Raw genomic sequence first — 16,182 nt, 5'->3', positions numbered from 1 at the left:
ACGCCGCGCATGCAGAATGCGCGGCGTTTCTGATTCATTGGCCTGATGTCAGGGCAGCAGCCGTGCCAACTGTTCCGAAAGCACCAGCGATACTGGGTCGATTTGCATCACCCAGGCACCGGCTTGTTCAACCGAGGTGCCCTCGTTCAATGCGTCAACCCTGTATTGATAGCCCGAAGGCCCAAGGCTGGTGAGCAAGAACGTCTTGAATGCAAACAACCCAAGCAGACACATCAGAAGAACCTTAAGGGGCAAAGCCGACTTCACCCTCTGCGGTTTCATCACAACCAACCCGTCCTTACGCATCGTCGCGCGATAGCCACGGCTTAGTTTTGCGTGTTTCTTGCTCAGGCGATTCACGCGCTGATCAAATTCCAGTTGTTTTCCTGTCATGGCAGCCTCCAAAACCGCCCCCCGCTTCTAGGTTAAGACGGTAGAAACAGAATGCGACAAAATCGAGGCAAAACCCCAGAAAGCTCCAGCAAATGGCCCCAATTTAGCCCTGTTTGCTTAATATTAGCGTCGTCCACTCACCAATTTGGTCATTTTTCTCTAAATTGAACCCGTTTTGTAGATAAACGGAATCCACATCATCGGCTTGTTCGTTAAGGATTCCGGACAAAATTGCATAACCACCGACGCGCAGATTCGCTGCGATTTCGGGGGCCAGAGCAACCAGTGGCCCTTTAAGGATATTTGCAAAAATCAGATCGTAGGGTGCGATCACGCCCAGATCGGGATGGTCAAAGCCCGCCGCTTCCACGCAACGGACCTTGCCTGCCATTCCATTGGCCTTCAGGTTGGCTTCGGCGACATCAACGGCCACTTCGTCGATATCGCTGGCGATGATCTCACCTTCCCAGACCCGCGCGGCCGCCATGGCCAGCACGGCAGTGCCGCAGCCGATATCGGCCACTTTGGTCGCCGTGAACCCTTGGCTCAAAAGATGGTCCAGCGCCTTTAGGCATCCCAACGTGGTGCCGTGGTGGCCGGTGCCAAAGGCCATTGCAGCCTCGATCAGCAGCGGGATACGTCCCTCGGGCAGTTTGTCAGCGTCATGGCTGCCATAGACAAAGAACCGTCCGGCCTCGACCGGAGCCAGTTCCCGGCGCACATGGGCCACCCAATCCGTATCGGGCAGTTCTGACACAACAAAAGGCTTGGCCTCAAACGCGGCGGCTAGAACGGCCAGAGCGGTTTCGTCCGGAGTTTCCGTGAAATACCCACCAACTTCCCAAAGGCCCGAGCCATCCTCGACCTCGAATACTCCAACGCCGGTTGGTTCCGGATCCAGACGCTCCATCGCTTCGCCCAGCCCTTCGGCAGCTTTTTTACCGGTCAGTGTAGTCAGCGCAGTGAATGTGGGCATGAGGGCCTCCTGTATCGATTGACACAGCGCCTATGGCGATGGCCCGCCAAGGTCAAGCATTGGCGCTTATTCGGCAGGTGCCGGCGCGTATTTCGACAAGATCGTTTCATTTCCCGGTTCCGGGTGGCGCGGGATCAGCAAAGACAAACCCAGCGAGATCATCGCCATCGCAGCGGCCAGTGCAAAGACTGCACCGGGTGAGATGACCCACAGCAGGCCCAGAAGCGCGGGAAGGAACACAGCGGCGATATGGTTGATCGTGAACGCCACGGCCGCCGTCGGTGCGATATCCGCAGGATCGGCGATTTTCTGAAAGTAGGTCTTCAGGGCAAGCGCCAAAGCGAACAGAACATGGTCGATCACATATAGGGTTGCAGCCAGCACCACGCCCCAACCAAACCAGTAGATACCGCCATAGGCCGCAAAAACGATCGCCAAGCCGGTGTATTCGAAGATCAGCGTGCGGCGCTCACCGAACATCGACACAGCCTTACCCAGCATCGGAGCCGCCGCCATGTTGATCACCAGATTGATCAGATAGAGGCTGGTCAGCTCGTGTACTTCAAACCCGAACTTCTCGACCATCATGAAGCCCGCGAAGACAACAAAGATCTGCCGTCGCGCACCGGCCATGAACTGTAGTGCATAATACAACCAGTAGCGACGACGCAGGATCAGTTTTTTGGTCTGTGGGGTTGGCGAGTCAAACTGCGGAAAGGCGAACAGACAGAACAGCGCCAGCAGGGCGGTCACACCACCAGCGGCCATGAACACAATGTTGTAGGACAGATCAAACCGGTCCCAGGTCAAAACGATCAGACCGTAGACTACTGCGGTCGCGGCTGATCCCATGGCAACAAGCCAGCCCAGCACCTGCGGCGCGCGGTCCTTGGGCAGCCATTGCAGCTGCAGCGACTGATTCACTGTCTCGTAGTAGTGAAATCCGATCGAGCTGAAAAGGGTGACAAACAGCAACCCACCAAGGCTGGGAAACCATGCTGTCAACGCAGTTGCCACGCCCAGCATCATCAGCGAGATCATCGCCAGTACCTGCTCGCGCACGAAAATGATCACCGCGATTACGCCAACAGCAAGAAATCCGGGGATCTCCCGCACAGTGTGCAGTAACCCAATGTCGGCCCCGTCAAAATTCGCCATCTCGATCACGAAATTGTTCAACAGCGCGCTCCACGCGTTGAAGGCAATGGGCATCGTCAGCGCCATGACGAACAAGAGCGTCACAGGGCGGCGCCAGAACGGAAGGCTCTGCGCCTCGGACAGGGGCATCGGTTTCAACATGGGACTCCTCTACGCCCATTTTTAGATTTTGGCGAGGGCGAAGCAGCGGGCGCACAATCGGTCTGCGCTGATGCAGAGGTCAGTAGAAACTCTGCGGGTCGATATCCACGGTCAAACGCAGGTCGCCCTTCATGCGCAAGGGTGCGATCCAGCGGGCAATCGCGTCCTGAATCGGAGCGCCCTTGGGTGCCTTGACCAACAATCGCACGCGGTGTCTGCCGCGAATCCGCGCAATAGGCGCCGGAGCCGGGCCAAAGACCTGTGCCCCGATATCGCGCAGTGGCGCATCGTTTCGGGCCATTGCATTTCCGATATCAAAAACTGGTCCAACCTCAGGTCCGGACAGGACGATCCCCGCCATACGGCCGTATGGCGGCACACCCGCCGCCTGCCGTCCGGCGGCCTCGGCCTTCCAAAATCCTTCTTCGTCACCTGAAAGAATAGCACGGATTACGGGATGCTCGGGCTGGAATGTCTGCAACAGGGCCTGCCCTGGCTTGTCCGCTCGGCCTGCCCGACCCGCGACTTGCCGCATCAACTGGAATGTCCGCTCAGCGGCGCGCAGGTCTGCCCCGTGCAGACTGAGGTCGGCATCGATTACCCCGACCAAAGTCAGATTGGGAAAGTTGTGCCCTTTGGCCACCAATTGCGTTCCGATGACGATATCGGCATCGCCCTCGGCAATCTCTTCGATCTTGGCTTTCAGGGCGCGGGCCGAGCCGAACAAATCGGAACTCAGCATCGCGATCTTGGCATCGGGAAACGTCGCCTCAGCCTCTTCGGCCAGCCGCTCGATCCCCGGACCGACCGGGGCCAGCTTGCCCTCGACCCCGCATGAGGGACATTCGTCGGGCATCGGCTTGGTCTCACCGCATTGGTGACACATCAGCCGTTTCAGAAACCGGTGCTCGACCATCCGCGCGTCGCAATGATCGCAGGCAATCTGTTCCCCGCAAGCGCGGCACAGGGTCACCGGCGCATACCCACGGCGGTTGATGAACAGCAGCGATTGCTCGCCCTTCTCGATCCGCTGCATCACCGCCTGCCGCAAAGACGGAGAAATCCACGTCCCCGGTTGCATCTGTTCGGCCCGCATGTCGATGGGCTTCATCTCGGGCAACACCGCCGCCCCAAAGCGCGAGGTCAGATCAACCCGGTCGTATTTTCCCGCTTCGGCGTTGGCCCAGCTTTCCAGCGAAGGTGTTGCGCTGGCCAGAATCACCCGCCCGCCACAAATGGCAGACCGCAGCACCGCCATGTCCCGCGCGCTGTAATGCACGCCGTCCTCTTGTTTGTACGAGGTGTCGTGTTCCTCATCGACCACCACCAGGCCAAGGTTACGAAATGGCAGGAACAAAGCTGAGCGCGCGCCAATCACCATTTGCGCATCCCCCTGCCCGACCATCCGCCAGACCCGGCGGCGTTCCGTCATGGTCGCGCCGGAATGCCATTCGGCCGGGCGTGCACCGAACCGCGCCTCAACCCGCGTCAGGAATTCCGCTGTCAGAGCGATCTCGGGCAGCAGAACCAAGGCTTGTCGGCCCATCCGCAGCGCCTCGGCTACAGCCTCCAGATACACTTCGGTCTTGCCCGAACCCGTCACGCCCTTAAGCAGCGTGGTTCCATATTCCCCGGACCGCTGGCCCTTCTGCAACTTCTCAACCGCCGCCGCCTGATCGTCGGTCAAAGCTTTGCCCGGCAAATCCGGATCCAGATGCGGATAGGGCAAATCGCGCGGGCTGTCTTCTTCCCGTACAGCGCCCTGCTTGACCAACCCTTTGACGACCGAAGACGTCACGCCCGCTTGTTCGGCGAGTTCTTTCAGGGTGAATGCCAGCCCGCCATAGTCGCGGAGAACGTCCAGTACACGCGTCCTGGCGTCGGTCATGCGATCCGGATCGCCATTACCCAGCCGATAAACCTTACGCATCGACGGCGGATCACCAAGCCCCGGCGCTCGGGTTGCCAGACGCAACATTGCGGGCATCGGCGTCAGAGTGTAATCGGCAACCTTCCCCAGAAACAGCCGCATTTCTTCGCGCATCGGCGCGACCTCAAGCACCCGGATCACGGAGCGCGCCTTGTTCAGGTCGAACCCGCCCTGTCCCGGGCCCCAGACGACACCCAGAACTTTACGCGGCCCCAACGGGACCTCAACGAACGCCCCCAGAAAACAGCCCCCCTCGGGCGCCTTGTAATCCAGCGTCCGGTCCAGCGGCTGTGCGGTCAGAACCGCAACCAGCTCTCCGTGGTCGAAATACTCCTGAGTGCTCAACGCATATCCTTGGGCTCGGGGGTTCCAGCATGGGTCTCTTTGAGGTAAAGCCATCCGCGACCAAGGCCAACCCATCAAAGGACTGCCCGCATGAAATTCTTCGTAGACACAGCCGAGATCGACGCCATTGCCGAACTGAACGATCTGGGCATGGTGGACGGCGTGACCACCAACCCCTCGCTGATCCTGAAATCAGGTCGTGACATTCTGGAAGTGACCAAGGAAATCTGTGATCTGGTCGACGGACCGGTTTCAGCCGAAGTTGTCGCAACCGAAGCTGACGACATGATCGCCGAGGGCCGCAAGCTGGCCAAGATCGCGCCGAATATCGCCGTGAAAGTTCCGCTGACATGGGCCGGTCTGAAAACCTGCAAGACGCTCAGCGACGAAGGCCAGATGGTCAACGTCACACTCTGCTTCTCGACCAACCAGGCGCTTCTGGCCGCAAAGGCGGGCGCAACCTTCATCTCGCCCTTCATTGGTCGTCTGGATGACATCAATCTCGATGGCATGGATCTGATCGCGGATATCCGCCAGGTCTATGACAATTACGGCTTTGAAACCGAAATTCTGGCCGCTTCAATCCGCACCGTGAACCACGTGACCGACAGCGCCCGCATCGGTGCTGACGTGATCACCGCACCGCCCGCTGTGATCAAGAAACTGGCCGATCACCCGTTGACGGAAAAAGGTCTGGAAACCTTCCTGGCCGACTGGGCCAAGACCGGTCAGAAAATCCTCTGACCCTTTACGCGACCGCGCGGCACCTGACAGTGCCGCGCCTGGCCCAACTGCCAAGCCTTGATCTTTGATCAAGGTTTCGCAGGCGGGAGCCGTAGGTCACAGTGGGAATGAAATGCACTGCCAATGCATTTTTTCCAAGGAAACCGCCATAACTCATGTTATAAGCCCCTCAACAAAAAAGACCGAGCGGGACATGAGCAGTAACACCAAACTCCAGGACAACTTGCGCGCCGCGATTCTGGCCAAACCAGACGCCGTGCTGGATGACAAGGACCTGATGCAGGCACTTGTGACGGCCAACGAACAGGCGCGCGGGGACAACGTCATCGACCTGCGCGGCATCGCCATGCAAAGGCTCGAGGAACGGCTGGACAGGCTGGAAGACACCCACCGGTCCGTCATCGCCGCAGCATATGAAAACCTTGCGGGCACAAATCAGGTGCATCGTGCTGTTATCCGCATGCTGGAACCGGCCGAGTTCGAAGATTTCCTGCGCACGCTCGGCTCGGATGTGGTCGAAATCCTGCGTGTGGATCGCATCAAGCTGATTCTGGAATCCACAGCAACGCAGGAAGACCCCGCCATCGACACTCTGGGCGGCGTTCTGTCCGTAGTCGAACCCGGTTTCGTGGACAATTACCTGACGTTCGACCGCGGCGGCCCCGCCCGCGACGTGGTTCTGCGCGAGATCCTCCACCCGACGCACAGGATTTTTGGACCCAACGCAGATCACCTGCGATCCGAGGCTTGCCTGCGGTTGGATCTGGGTGAGGGCCGGTTGCCCGGCATGATCGTGATGAGCGCAAGGGACCGCAATCATTTCTCACCGCAGCTCGGCACTGATCTTCTGTCGTTCTTCGCCGGAGTCTTCGAACGCTCGATGCGCCACTGGTTGTCGTGAGCCTGATCTCACCTGCCTGCCGCGACGCGTTACAATATTGGCTGGACAGCTTAAGCGCGCTGGCAGGGCGATCGGAAAACACCCAAGCCGCTTATCGTGGTGATGTCACCGACTTCCTGTCTTTTATGACACTACACCACAGTGAACAGCAGGGATTGGCAGCGCTGGCCCGGATCACCGTGTCCGACATGCGCGCCTGGATGGCTGATCAGCGCAGCGCAGGTGTTGGTGCGCGATCCTTGGCGCGCAAGCTGTCGGCGGTCAAAAGCTTTTATCGATGGCTGGCTGAACGTGAAGGGTTCGAACCCACTGCCGTTCTGTCAACACGCGCGCCAAAGTTCACCCAAAAACTCCCCCGCCCGCTGGCCGAAGACGCGACCCGCGCGATGATCGACACGGTCGAACTTCAGTCGTCAAACGACTGGATCTCGGCGCGCGACGTTGCTGTCGTCACACTGCTCTATGGCTGCGGTTTGCGCATCTCCGAGGCGCTGTCTTTGACAGGAAGCGACGCGCCTTTGCCGAGTAGCTTGCGTATTGTGGGAAAGGGCGGAAAGGAACGCATCGTTCCGGTGATCCCGGCCGCCCGCACCGCCGTTGACCGTTACCTGCAGCTTTGTCCGCATCCACAATCCCAGGAAAAGGCTTTGTTCCGCGGGGTGCGGGGCGGTGCGCTCAATCCGCGTGCAATTCAGGGCGTGATGGCCAAGGCGCGCATGCAGCTTGGCCTGCCCGCAACTGCCACACCGCACGCTTTAAGGCACAGTTTCGCCACCCACCTGTTGTCCGCCGGTGGTGATCTGCGCGCCATTCAGGAATTGTTGGGCCATGCCTCTCTGTCCACCACGCAGGCCTATACCGCCGTAGATACGGCCCGACTGATGGAAGTCTACAACCGCGCTCACCCCAAGGCCTGATCCCATATCCCACGATGACGTCTGGGCGGTACCCTTACCCGGCTTTTGGTTTGCATCTGCAGCTCGCATCGTCCAAGAGACACAAATGACAATAAAACTCAAAGCCCTTTCCGTACATCTGTTCACCGCAACCGGCGCCGTCTTTGCAATGTTGGCCATGTTGGCCGCGGTCGAGGAAAAGTGGAGCCTTATGTATCTGTGGCTGGTGATCTCGTTCATCGTGGACGGAATCGACGGCCCGCTTGCGCGCCACTACCATGTCAAAAAGAACGCATCGGAATTTGACGGTGTTCTTCTGGACCTGATCATCGACTATCTGACCTACGTGTTCATTCCGGCCTTTGCGCTGTTCAAATCGGGGCTGATGGACGGTTGGACCGGCTGGTTTGCGATCATCGTGATCACCTTTGCCAGCGCCATGTATTTTGCAGACACGCGGATGAAGACCAAGGACAACTCGTTCTCTGGGTTTCCGGGGTGCTGGAACATGTTTGTCATCGTGATTTTCGCGCTTGAGCCCAATTTCTGGGTGATCCTGCTGCTGGTTTCACTGTTGTCGCTGGCGATGTTTCTACCGTTGAAGTTCATTCACCCGGTGCGGACGGAACGCTGGCGTAACGTGTCACTGCCGGTCGCGTTTGCCTGGACGTTCTTCGCCGGTTGGGCAGCTTGGGTCGATTTCCATCCTGAAAGCTGGGCGCATTGGGGTTTGGTAATTACAAGCCTCTATCTAGTTTCAGCAGGTATTGCGCAGCAACTTATCCCGCTGCGCAACAACTGAACGTTACAGGATTTCCTCAACCTCGAACTCGGTGCCGTTATGGGTGAACACATCACCCTCTTTCAGACCGGTCATGGTCAGGTAGATCGGGCTTTGGGTTGAGATGCCCATATATGTCTTACCGTCGACCTCAAAGCGGGTCGTTGAGACACAGACCACGAAACGGCGGTTGTTGAACTTGACAACAGCGCCCGGCTGAACCCGGTCCGTCAGGCTGAAATCCGTGTTCTCGATCACATCAATCTTGGCGTGATGCGCATGAACGGGTGCATCGAACGCCGCCGCCAGATCCGCATTCTCGCGCGAGGCGGCGATGTCATCCTTGTCATGCCCTTCGCGGTCGTCCAGCTGCGAGTCCTTGAGAAATGCGTCGTAATGCGCCTGCGCAGTTGCCAGTTCCTGTTCTTCCAGCGACATCAGGCGGTCTATGATGGCCTTTTTGCGAGCGGCCGGGTCTGTCTGGGCGGTCATGCAATACGGTCCTTCAAATTCAGTAACTGATATAGGTTGGGCCGCGAACTCTGGGATTGCAACTGGTTTTCGCAACTCAGATCAGCAGGCTCGCCGCGCGTTCATGGCGCAGCAGGGCCACTTTGGTCTCGACCCCACCATCGCCCGAGAACCCGCCCAGACCATTGGCAGACAGTACCCGGTGGCAAGGTATGATCACCGGAATGGGGTTCGCGCCGCAGGCCTGACCCACCGGTTGCGGTGGTTGCCCAAGCTCTTTCGCGATGTCACCGTACGTTCGGGTCTCGCCCAACGGAATGGCATACATCAGATCGCAGACCTTACGCTGAAAGTCTGAACCGGCAACACGATACGGCAGATCGAACCGTTCGAGACGCCCTTCGTTATACGCGGCCAACTGTGCGGCGGCTTCCTGCAACAGGGGTGTGTCCGACCCGTCGTCCTGCCCATCCCACACAAGGCGTGTGATGGCGCCATCTGTTTCTTCAATGCCAAGGCGGCCAAACTGCGTATCAACGGAAATCATCGGCATGAATACAGCGTTTCAGATCGCCGGGGCCAGCGCAAGCGCGGAAAGAAAAACCCCCGACGGGTGACGCCGGGGGTTCGAGTGTTTAGCCCAGGGCTTCGTCGCAGCGCCCACAAACGCCTGCATGGGAATGACGACCGACGTCAGGCAGAATTTTCCAGCAGCGCTGGCATTTCTCGCCATCTGCTTTTTCGAAGACGACACCTACCCCTTCGATTTCAGGCACGCGGAATGCCTCGGCTGGGGCCGGGTCGCCCGAAACGGTCAGGCCAGACGTGATGCACATGTCGTCCACGTCAAAGGTTGCCAGCAGGTCGCGGGTGTTACTGTCTTCGACATGCACGATCGGCGCGGCCTCAAGGCTGGAACCGATGACCTTGTCCTGACGCTGGATTTCCAACGCAGCGGTCACGGCACGACGCACGCGACGGATATTGGACATACCGGTTTCTAGTTCGGCGTTGCGCCAATCCGCAGGTGTATCCGGGAAATCCACCAAATGGACCGAGCTGTCATCGCCTGGGAAACGCTCCAGCCAGACCTCTTCCATGGTGAAGACCAAAACAGGAGCCAGCCAGGTGGTCAGGCGGTGGAACAGGATATCCAGCACGGTACGGGCCGAGCGACGGCGCAAGTTGTCGCCATCGCAGTACAGCGCGTCCTTACGGACGTCGAAATAGAACGACGACAGGTCAACCGTGGCAAAGGTGAAAACGGCACTGAACACGCCCTGGAAGTCGAAGGAGGCATAACCCTTGCGGACCTGCTCATCCAGATCTGCCAGACGGCTGAGAACCCAGCGTTCCAGACGCGGCATATCCTCAGGCGCGACACGGTCGGCTTCGGTGAAATCGCCCAGCGAGCCCAACATGAACCGCATGGTGTTGCGCAGGCGGCGATAGCTGTCGGCGGTGCCTTTCAGAATCTCCGGCCCGATCCGCTGGTCGGCGGTGTAGTCGGTCTGAGCCACCCACAGGCGCAGGATATCGGCACCATATTGCTCGATCACCTTCTCCGGCACGATAGTGTTGCCAAGCGACTTGGACATTTTGTTGCCCTTGGCATCCAGTGTGAAGCCATGGGTCACCACGTTGCGATACGGCGCACGACCCTTTGTACCGCAAGCCTGCAGCATGGACGAATGGAACCATCCGCGGTGCTGGTCGGTGCCCTCCATATAGACATCGGCGATGCCGTCCTCGGTCCCGTCTTCCCGGTCGCGCAGAACGAAGGCATGGGTCGAGCCCGAGTCGAACCACACATCCAACACGTCGAACACCTGATCGTAGTCATCTGGGTTGGCGATGCCGTCGAGGATCTTCTCTTTGAAGCCGTCAGTGTACCAGACATCCGCGCCGTCTTTCTCGAACGCCGCCTTGACGCGGGCGTTGAGCTCTTCGTTGCGCAGCAGGTAATCCGCGTCGGTGGGCAAGGCCCCTTTCTTGGTGAAGCAGGTCAGCGGCACACCCCAGGCGCGCTGGCGCGACAGAACCCAGTCCGGGCGCGCTTCGATCATCGAATACAGACGGTTGCGACCGGTCTGCGGTGTCCATTTCACCAGCTCGTCGATTGAGCGCAAGGCGCGTTCGCGGATGGAATCGCCCATCTGACCCATGCCATCGTCCAGCTTACGGTCAACGGATGCAAACCACTGCGGCGTGTTGCGATAGATGATCGGCGCTTTCGAGCGCCACGAATGGGGATAGCTGTGCTTGATCTTGCCACGCGCCAGTAGCCCGCCAACCTCGACCAGCTTGTCGATGACGGCCTTGTTCGCGTCACCCTCGCCACCCTTGCGGGACAGGATGTACTTGCCGCCAAAGAACGGCAGATCAGCGCGGAACGAGCCGTCGTCCATCACGTTATAGGTGATGACCTGCTCCAGCATGCCCAGATCGCGGTAGAGCTCAAATTCTTCCATACCGTGCGACGGCGCACAATGGACGAAGCCGGTTCCTTCGGTGTCGGTTACAAACTCAGCTGCGCGGAAGTCGCGGATGTCATCCCATTCGCCATTGCCACCTTCGGCACCAGCCAATGGGTGAGTCAGTTGAACACCTTCCAACTCGTCCGTGGTTACGTCACGCACGCGAGCCCACTGGTCGTCGTTCAGGCGTGCACGGCCCAGCACGTCAGCGGCCAGATTGTCGGCCAGCAGGAACTTGTCTCCGGCACTAGCCCAGCATTCTTCTGGTGCTCCGGTGACTTCGTAGAGGCCGTAAGAGATGTCCTTACCGTACACGACCGCCTTGTTCGACGGCATCGTCCATGGCGTCGTGGTCCAGATTACGACGTAGGCATCTTTCAGTTGTCCTCTACTCGTAAAATCCGCGGGCAATCCATCGCTAGCAAAATCAGTAACTTTGAACTTCACCCAGATAGTGAAGCTTTCCTTGTCGTGATACTCGACCTCAGCCTCGGCCAGCGCTGTTTTCTCAATGGGCGACCACATCACGGGTTTTGAGCCCTGATAGAGCGTGCCGTTCATCAGGAACTTCATGAACTCATCGGCGATCACAGCCTCGGCGTGATAGTCCATGGTGATGTAGGGATCGGGCCAGTTGCCGGTGATGCCAAGACGTTTGAACTCTTCGCGCTGGACGTCGATCCAGCCTTCGGCGAACTTGCGGCATTCCTGACGGAAGTCGACAATATTTACCTCGTCCTTGTTCTTGCCCTTCTTGCGGTACTGTTCCTCGATCTTCCATTCGATCGGCAGGCCGTGGCAGTCCCAGCCGGGAACATAGCGGGCGTCATGACCCATCATCTGATGGGACCGCACGATCATGTCCTTGATGGTCTTGTTCAGTGCGTGGCCGATATGCAAGTGACCATTGGCGTAGGGGGGGCCGTCATGCAGGGTAAAGGGCGTGCGGCCCTCTTTCTCGCGCAGGCGGTCATACACGCCGATCTCTTCCCATCGATCCAGCCATGCGGGTTCGCGCTTGGGCAGACCAGCGCGCATGGGGAAATCGGTTTTTGGCAGGTTCAGCGTGTCTTTGTAGTCAGGTGTTTGGGTCGTGTCGGCGCACATTGGGGGCGTCCTCAGGATGATCTTGACGTGTGTGGATCGAAGCGGTCAGTGCGAATTCTCAAGCACCTTTGCCCGGCGTCTCGCGATATCAGAGCGCCGGGGATATAATTCGAATAATGATGGCCATCCGGTCATACATGCCGGGCTTATAGGACGCCCACGCCTAATGGTCCAGAGGTTCCGCCCCATGCGGCGAATGGCGCAGCGTGGCCCACCTGTTCAGCCAAGCCAAACCGGCCAGCGCGAGGCCCAGCGCCAGCAGTGAGAACACCCGGATAAGGCCACCCAAACCAGCGATATCGACCAGGAACACCTTGGCCACGGCAAGCCCAATGACGGCCAACCCCGCCTTGCGCATCATGTCCGACCGGCGGGCGAGTGACTGATAAAACAGCCCCGCACCGATCAGCAGTAGGGCCATAGTGTAAGTATAAAGCTCGGGCTGGGTGACACCGTTGCCTTCATACATACCGCTGGCCCCCTGCCAGACATGGCGAATGGTCAGGCCCAGCCAAATCGCACCCAATGCCGCCGCCAGACCGAAGCACCCCTGTTTCCATCGCGGATGCAGTGCGGGAAGCCAAGCAGCCGACAGGGCCAAAACAATGGCGGGCAACAGGTAAGCCACGGCGAGGGTATTCAATATTGGCACCCCAAGAACCGGATCAGCTTGGGCATTCAGCAATGGGTTCGCCTCGGTCAGCGCCTGCGCCAGGCGAACAACACCATGTCCCGCAAAGAACAACGCCAGCGCGTAGCGCGCATAATTCAGTTTTCCGCCCAGTTCGAACCGCCGCACCTGCGCGCAGGCCAACAGCAGCCAGATCAAGGACAAAAGCCCCTGCCCCCAGTGGCTGTCATGGGCGCCGCCGTTGCCAAACCCTTCGAGCCAGCGCAGCAACAGCAAGGACAACAAGATGCCCGCCGTCGCCCAGGTCGCACTTTCCAGAAGCAGCGCAATGACCGGACGCTTCAATGGGCGCAGGATGGCCCAGGCCGCCAGAAATCCGACGGCAGCTGTGGCATAGACAAGCGCCATTTCCGCGATAGGTGCCGAATTTGCCCAATCCAGACCGGGGTTCAGTACAAGTCTGAGCGTGACAGTGAACACGCCAGCCCAGATGAACCAACCCATAGGTGGAAGATCAAAGCGCCGATCCAGCACCGCCGCGGCTACGATCAGGGCCACAAAAGCAATTGTCAGGGCAGCCGAACTTAGGACAATCACGCAGGCAAAGGTCAGGCAGGATAAAGCGGACAAGGTCACCAAAGCCGCCCGCAGTCGGTTTTCGCCATCAATCCGTGCGAAGCGCCCGGCCAGAACGACCATCATCACCGCCAATGCAACCGCATGCAGCGCCCACGGATAGGCTCCGATGACCTCAGCGGGATGCCATCCAAGCTCCAGCGCGATTGCCAATACCGGTGCAAATACTGCAGCACCGCCCGCCCAAACGGCCCGGTACTCGGTTGCGCGAAACGATCGCCAGGCTGCAAGGCCTGAGATCAATGCACCCAGTGCCACCAACAGGGTGAACGCCCACGGGAAATCCGCCTCGGCGGTTTCGGTATAGGTTTCGGCGAACCAGCGCGCGACAGAGCCGTTGTCCCACCCATGGATCAGTACGAACCAAGTTAGACCAGCGGCTGGCAGTATGGTCAGGTCTTGCAGGGCCCGCGCCTGGCTTGCCCAAGTCAGCAAACCCAGTGTCAGGCCAGCCAACAGCATGACACCCAGCCAGAATTCTGCCGCCGAGTCCGGCCAGTGTATCGCCAAGATTACCGTGGTGACTGTCACCGAACCAAAAGCAAGGCGGGTGGGAAACTCTGGCCACTGGAAGCCTTTTTGGATCGCAATGATTTCGCTGATCATGCGCCCCTCATGATCCGGCCAGATCCGCCGCACGGGGATCGCGATCGCGATGACCGCCAATGCAATTACGCCGACAAGATACCCCGACTCGGTCGCGGGTGCCGAAAGCACCAGCAGCAGGCACGCGGAATAAGCCCCGACTAGCGTCAGAACGGATATCCACGCCCAGCGTCGTACGGTGTCGATCCCCAACCCAAGGACGGCAATCACAAAGAAGTAACCGTACAACCAGCCGGGATCGGTCGAGGTCCCGCCCACCACGAAGGGTGACGTAAACGCACCAATCAAACCGACGGCCGCCAGCAAGGGGCCGTGGAACCAGCCTAAAACAAGCCCCACAAGCGCAACAGCGATCATGGCAACTAAGGCCGCTTCGGGACCAATCAGATCGTATAGCTGCCTTGCAGCCAGCAAGCCGCCGAACAGCGTCACCAGCCCGGCTCCGGAAAAGACCGATGGCAGGTAAGCCGTGGCTGAAGCCTCGTCATCGCCATACTTCCGGCGGATCACCTCGCCCGCGCCGATCAGCGTTGCGCCGAATATCAGGGCCGCGATGACGCGCATCGTTGGCGACAACAGCCCGCTTTCGACCCCGTATTGGACCAGAAAAACACCCGCCAGCGCCAAAGACAGGGCGGAAACCGCGTAGAACCAGTTCTCGCGCAGCCAGGCGCTCAGTGCAGCGATACGATCATCCTTCGCCGTTTCGGGGAGGGGTATCTTCTGTGGCTCAGGTGCTGAGGTCCCCTCTTTCGTTTCGGCCTCGGGTGGTTCTGTTTTGATTGCCGGCCACGGAGAGCCCTTTTTGTCCCTCGCTTGCGTCGATTCAGGTACTGTTTCTGGCGCTGGCAGGTCGCCACCAAGTGTGCGAATCTGCTGTTCAAGCTGCTCCACCCGGCGGCGCAGTCGAACCTGGGATACCAACAGAACAAGGATGGCCACCGGGACGGCCAGAACGATCAATCCAACGAGTACGAGCAGCGATTCCAACTGAGGCCTCCGGGCATATGTGCCGACAACCTAGCCGGGTGTCGATCTACGCAACAGTCCGAAAAACCGTGTTTTTGCGGGCTACGTCGTTCAGAGCGCCTTATCCCCAGCCAAGGCACAGTCTGGCCATCATCAACCAGATGATGGCCAACACAGCGGCAATCGAACCAAATGCGAAACAGGCGTCGACAATATGTAACCGTCGCCGGATCAGATCAGGGTCCATCATCGACTTTGAAATACTGACAATCTACACCGCGCGCCCAGCGGTACTTCTTATCACTAGGGATGGAACAACGAGCCAACAAAATACGCCATCAGTGCGGCCGCGCCGCCGATCGCAAAAGTCTCTAGACCCGACCGCCACCACGGAGCCAGTGACCATCTGCTTTTCAAAGCTCCGATGACAAAGAAGACCGCCATGGTCATGATAACCGAGAGCTGAAAGGCCCGATCGAACGACAGTAGAAACGGCAGCAGCGGGACCATGCCGGCCACAAGAAACGCCAAAAACGTTGCCATCGCGGCCTTGAACGGGTTCGGATCGACGCTGCCCAATCCGTATTCACCCTCGATCATCAGATTTATCCAATTGTCGCGGTTGGCTGTGATGGCATCCGTCGCCTCATCCAAAACGCGCCCCGACAAACCCTTTTGCGACAAGATCGCATGTACTTCATCTCGCTCGCCTTCCGGGTACAGCCTGATGTGACGTTCTTCGATGGACCGGATGCGGCGGATATTGTCCAGCTCGGCCTTGGTGCCCGAGTAATTACCCGCCGCCATGGAAAACCCGTCCGCCAGTACATTGGCTAGTCCCAGCGCAACGATAATAAAGGGTGACAGGCCCGCCCCGGCTACACCCGCCACAATGGCAAAGGTGGTTACCGACCCATCGATCCCACCATAGACCACATCCCGCAAAACACCGCGCCCCGGTGGCGCGTTGATGCGTTCTGCAATCTCTTGCTGGCTGTGTCCGTGATCGGTCATGGCTGG

The 16,182-nt window shown here is 59.0% G+C and carries 14 protein-coding genes; 4 read left to right on the top strand and 10 right to left on the bottom strand.

Going from position 1 to position 16,182, the window contains the following annotated elements; translation table 11 throughout:
- Nucleotides 1-48: 48 nt before the first annotated feature.
- The 4 genes from DHN12_RS15410 to DHN12_RS15395 form a co-directional block, all read right to left on the bottom strand.
- Entirely contained in the window at nucleotides 49-393 is a 345-nt protein-coding gene (locus DHN12_RS15410) for a hypothetical protein (protein ID WP_108861008.1), read from the bottom strand.
- A gap of 103 nt (nucleotides 394-496) precedes the next feature.
- Nucleotides 497-1,369, bottom strand: coding sequence for a 50S ribosomal protein L11 methyltransferase (locus DHN12_RS15405; protein ID WP_108861007.1), 873 nt, complete (start codon nucleotides 1,367-1,369; stop codon nucleotides 497-499).
- Nucleotides 1,370-1,435: 66 nt separating this feature from the next.
- The gene (locus DHN12_RS15400) at nucleotides 1,436-2,668 is read right to left on the bottom strand and encodes an MFS transporter (RefSeq protein ID WP_108861006.1); all 1,233 of its coding nucleotides are present in this window, start codon (nucleotides 2,666-2,668) and stop codon (nucleotides 1,436-1,438) included.
- A 79-nt stretch (nucleotides 2,669-2,747) separates the two neighbouring features.
- Complete coding sequence (locus tag DHN12_RS15395) at nucleotides 2,748-4,943, bottom strand: primosomal protein N' (protein ID WP_108861005.1); 2,196 nt, start codon at nucleotides 4,941-4,943, stop codon at nucleotides 2,748-2,750.
- Between the two features lie 90 nt (nucleotides 4,944-5,033).
- Between DHN12_RS15395 and fsa the strand changes: the two genes are divergently transcribed.
- The 4 genes from fsa (at nucleotide 5,034) to DHN12_RS15375 (ending at nucleotide 8,286) form a co-directional block, all read left to right on the top strand.
- Nucleotides 5,034-5,687, top strand: coding sequence for a fructose-6-phosphate aldolase (gene fsa / locus DHN12_RS15390; protein ID WP_108861004.1), 654 nt, complete (start codon nucleotides 5,034-5,036; stop codon nucleotides 5,685-5,687).
- Nucleotides 5,688-5,880: 193 nt separating this feature from the next.
- On the top strand, nucleotides 5,881-6,588 hold the full coding sequence (locus DHN12_RS15385; RefSeq protein WP_058273210.1) for a DUF484 family protein: 708 nt from the start codon (nucleotides 5,881-5,883) through the stop codon (nucleotides 6,586-6,588).
- Nucleotides 6,585-7,505, top strand: a complete 921-nt coding sequence (locus DHN12_RS15380) for a tyrosine recombinase XerC (RefSeq protein WP_108861003.1) — start codon at nucleotides 6,585-6,587, stop codon at nucleotides 7,503-7,505. Before DHN12_RS15385 ends, DHN12_RS15380 begins: the two co-directional genes overlap by 4 nt.
- Before the next feature lie 85 nt (nucleotides 7,506-7,590).
- On the top strand, nucleotides 7,591-8,286 hold the full coding sequence (locus tag DHN12_RS15375) for a phosphatidylcholine/phosphatidylserine synthase (RefSeq protein ID WP_108861002.1): 696 nt from the start codon (nucleotides 7,591-7,593) through the stop codon (nucleotides 8,284-8,286).
- A 3-nt stretch (nucleotides 8,287-8,289) separates the two neighbouring features.
- Here the strand turns inward: DHN12_RS15375 and DHN12_RS15370 are convergent, their stop codons facing one another.
- The 6 genes from DHN12_RS15370 to DHN12_RS15350 all read right to left on the bottom strand — a co-directional run bounded on the left by DHN12_RS15370 (nucleotide 8,290) and on the right by DHN12_RS15350 (nucleotide 16,176).
- On the bottom strand, nucleotides 8,290-8,757 hold the full coding sequence (locus tag DHN12_RS15370) for a hypothetical protein (RefSeq protein ID WP_108861001.1): 468 nt from the start codon (nucleotides 8,755-8,757) through the stop codon (nucleotides 8,290-8,292).
- Between the two features lie 76 nt (nucleotides 8,758-8,833).
- The gene (locus DHN12_RS15365; protein ID WP_108861000.1) at nucleotides 8,834-9,289 is read right to left on the bottom strand and encodes a methylated-DNA--[protein]-cysteine S-methyltransferase; all 456 of its coding nucleotides are present in this window, start codon (nucleotides 9,287-9,289) and stop codon (nucleotides 8,834-8,836) included.
- 82 nt (nucleotides 9,290-9,371) lie between these two features.
- Nucleotides 9,372-12,320, bottom strand: a complete 2,949-nt coding sequence (ileS, locus tag DHN12_RS15360; RefSeq protein WP_108860999.1) for an isoleucine--tRNA ligase — start codon at nucleotides 12,318-12,320, stop codon at nucleotides 9,372-9,374.
- A 163-nt stretch (nucleotides 12,321-12,483) separates the two neighbouring features.
- Nucleotides 12,484-15,183 (bottom strand): DUF2339 domain-containing protein, encoded by a 2,700-nt coding sequence (locus DHN12_RS15355; protein WP_108860998.1) that lies wholly within the window; start codon nucleotides 15,181-15,183, stop codon nucleotides 12,484-12,486.
- Between the two features lie 100 nt (nucleotides 15,184-15,283).
- Nucleotides 15,284-15,412: a hypothetical protein gene (locus DHN12_RS25100; protein ID WP_255415468.1), complete on the bottom strand. Its 129-nt coding sequence runs from the start codon at nucleotides 15,410-15,412 to the stop codon at nucleotides 15,284-15,286.
- A 53-nt stretch (nucleotides 15,413-15,465) separates the two neighbouring features.
- Nucleotides 15,466-16,176, bottom strand: a complete 711-nt coding sequence (locus tag DHN12_RS15350) for a VIT1/CCC1 transporter family protein (RefSeq protein ID WP_108860997.1) — start codon at nucleotides 16,174-16,176, stop codon at nucleotides 15,466-15,468.
- Nucleotides 16,177-16,182 lie beyond the last annotated feature (6 nt).

This window comes from Ruegeria sp. Alg231-54, assembly GCF_900143525.1.
GTDB lineage: Bacteria > Pseudomonadota > Alphaproteobacteria > Rhodobacterales > Rhodobacteraceae > Ruegeria.
The sequence above is the reverse complement of the archived record's forward strand: the minus strand, read 5'-3'. Positions and strand labels throughout refer to the sequence as shown.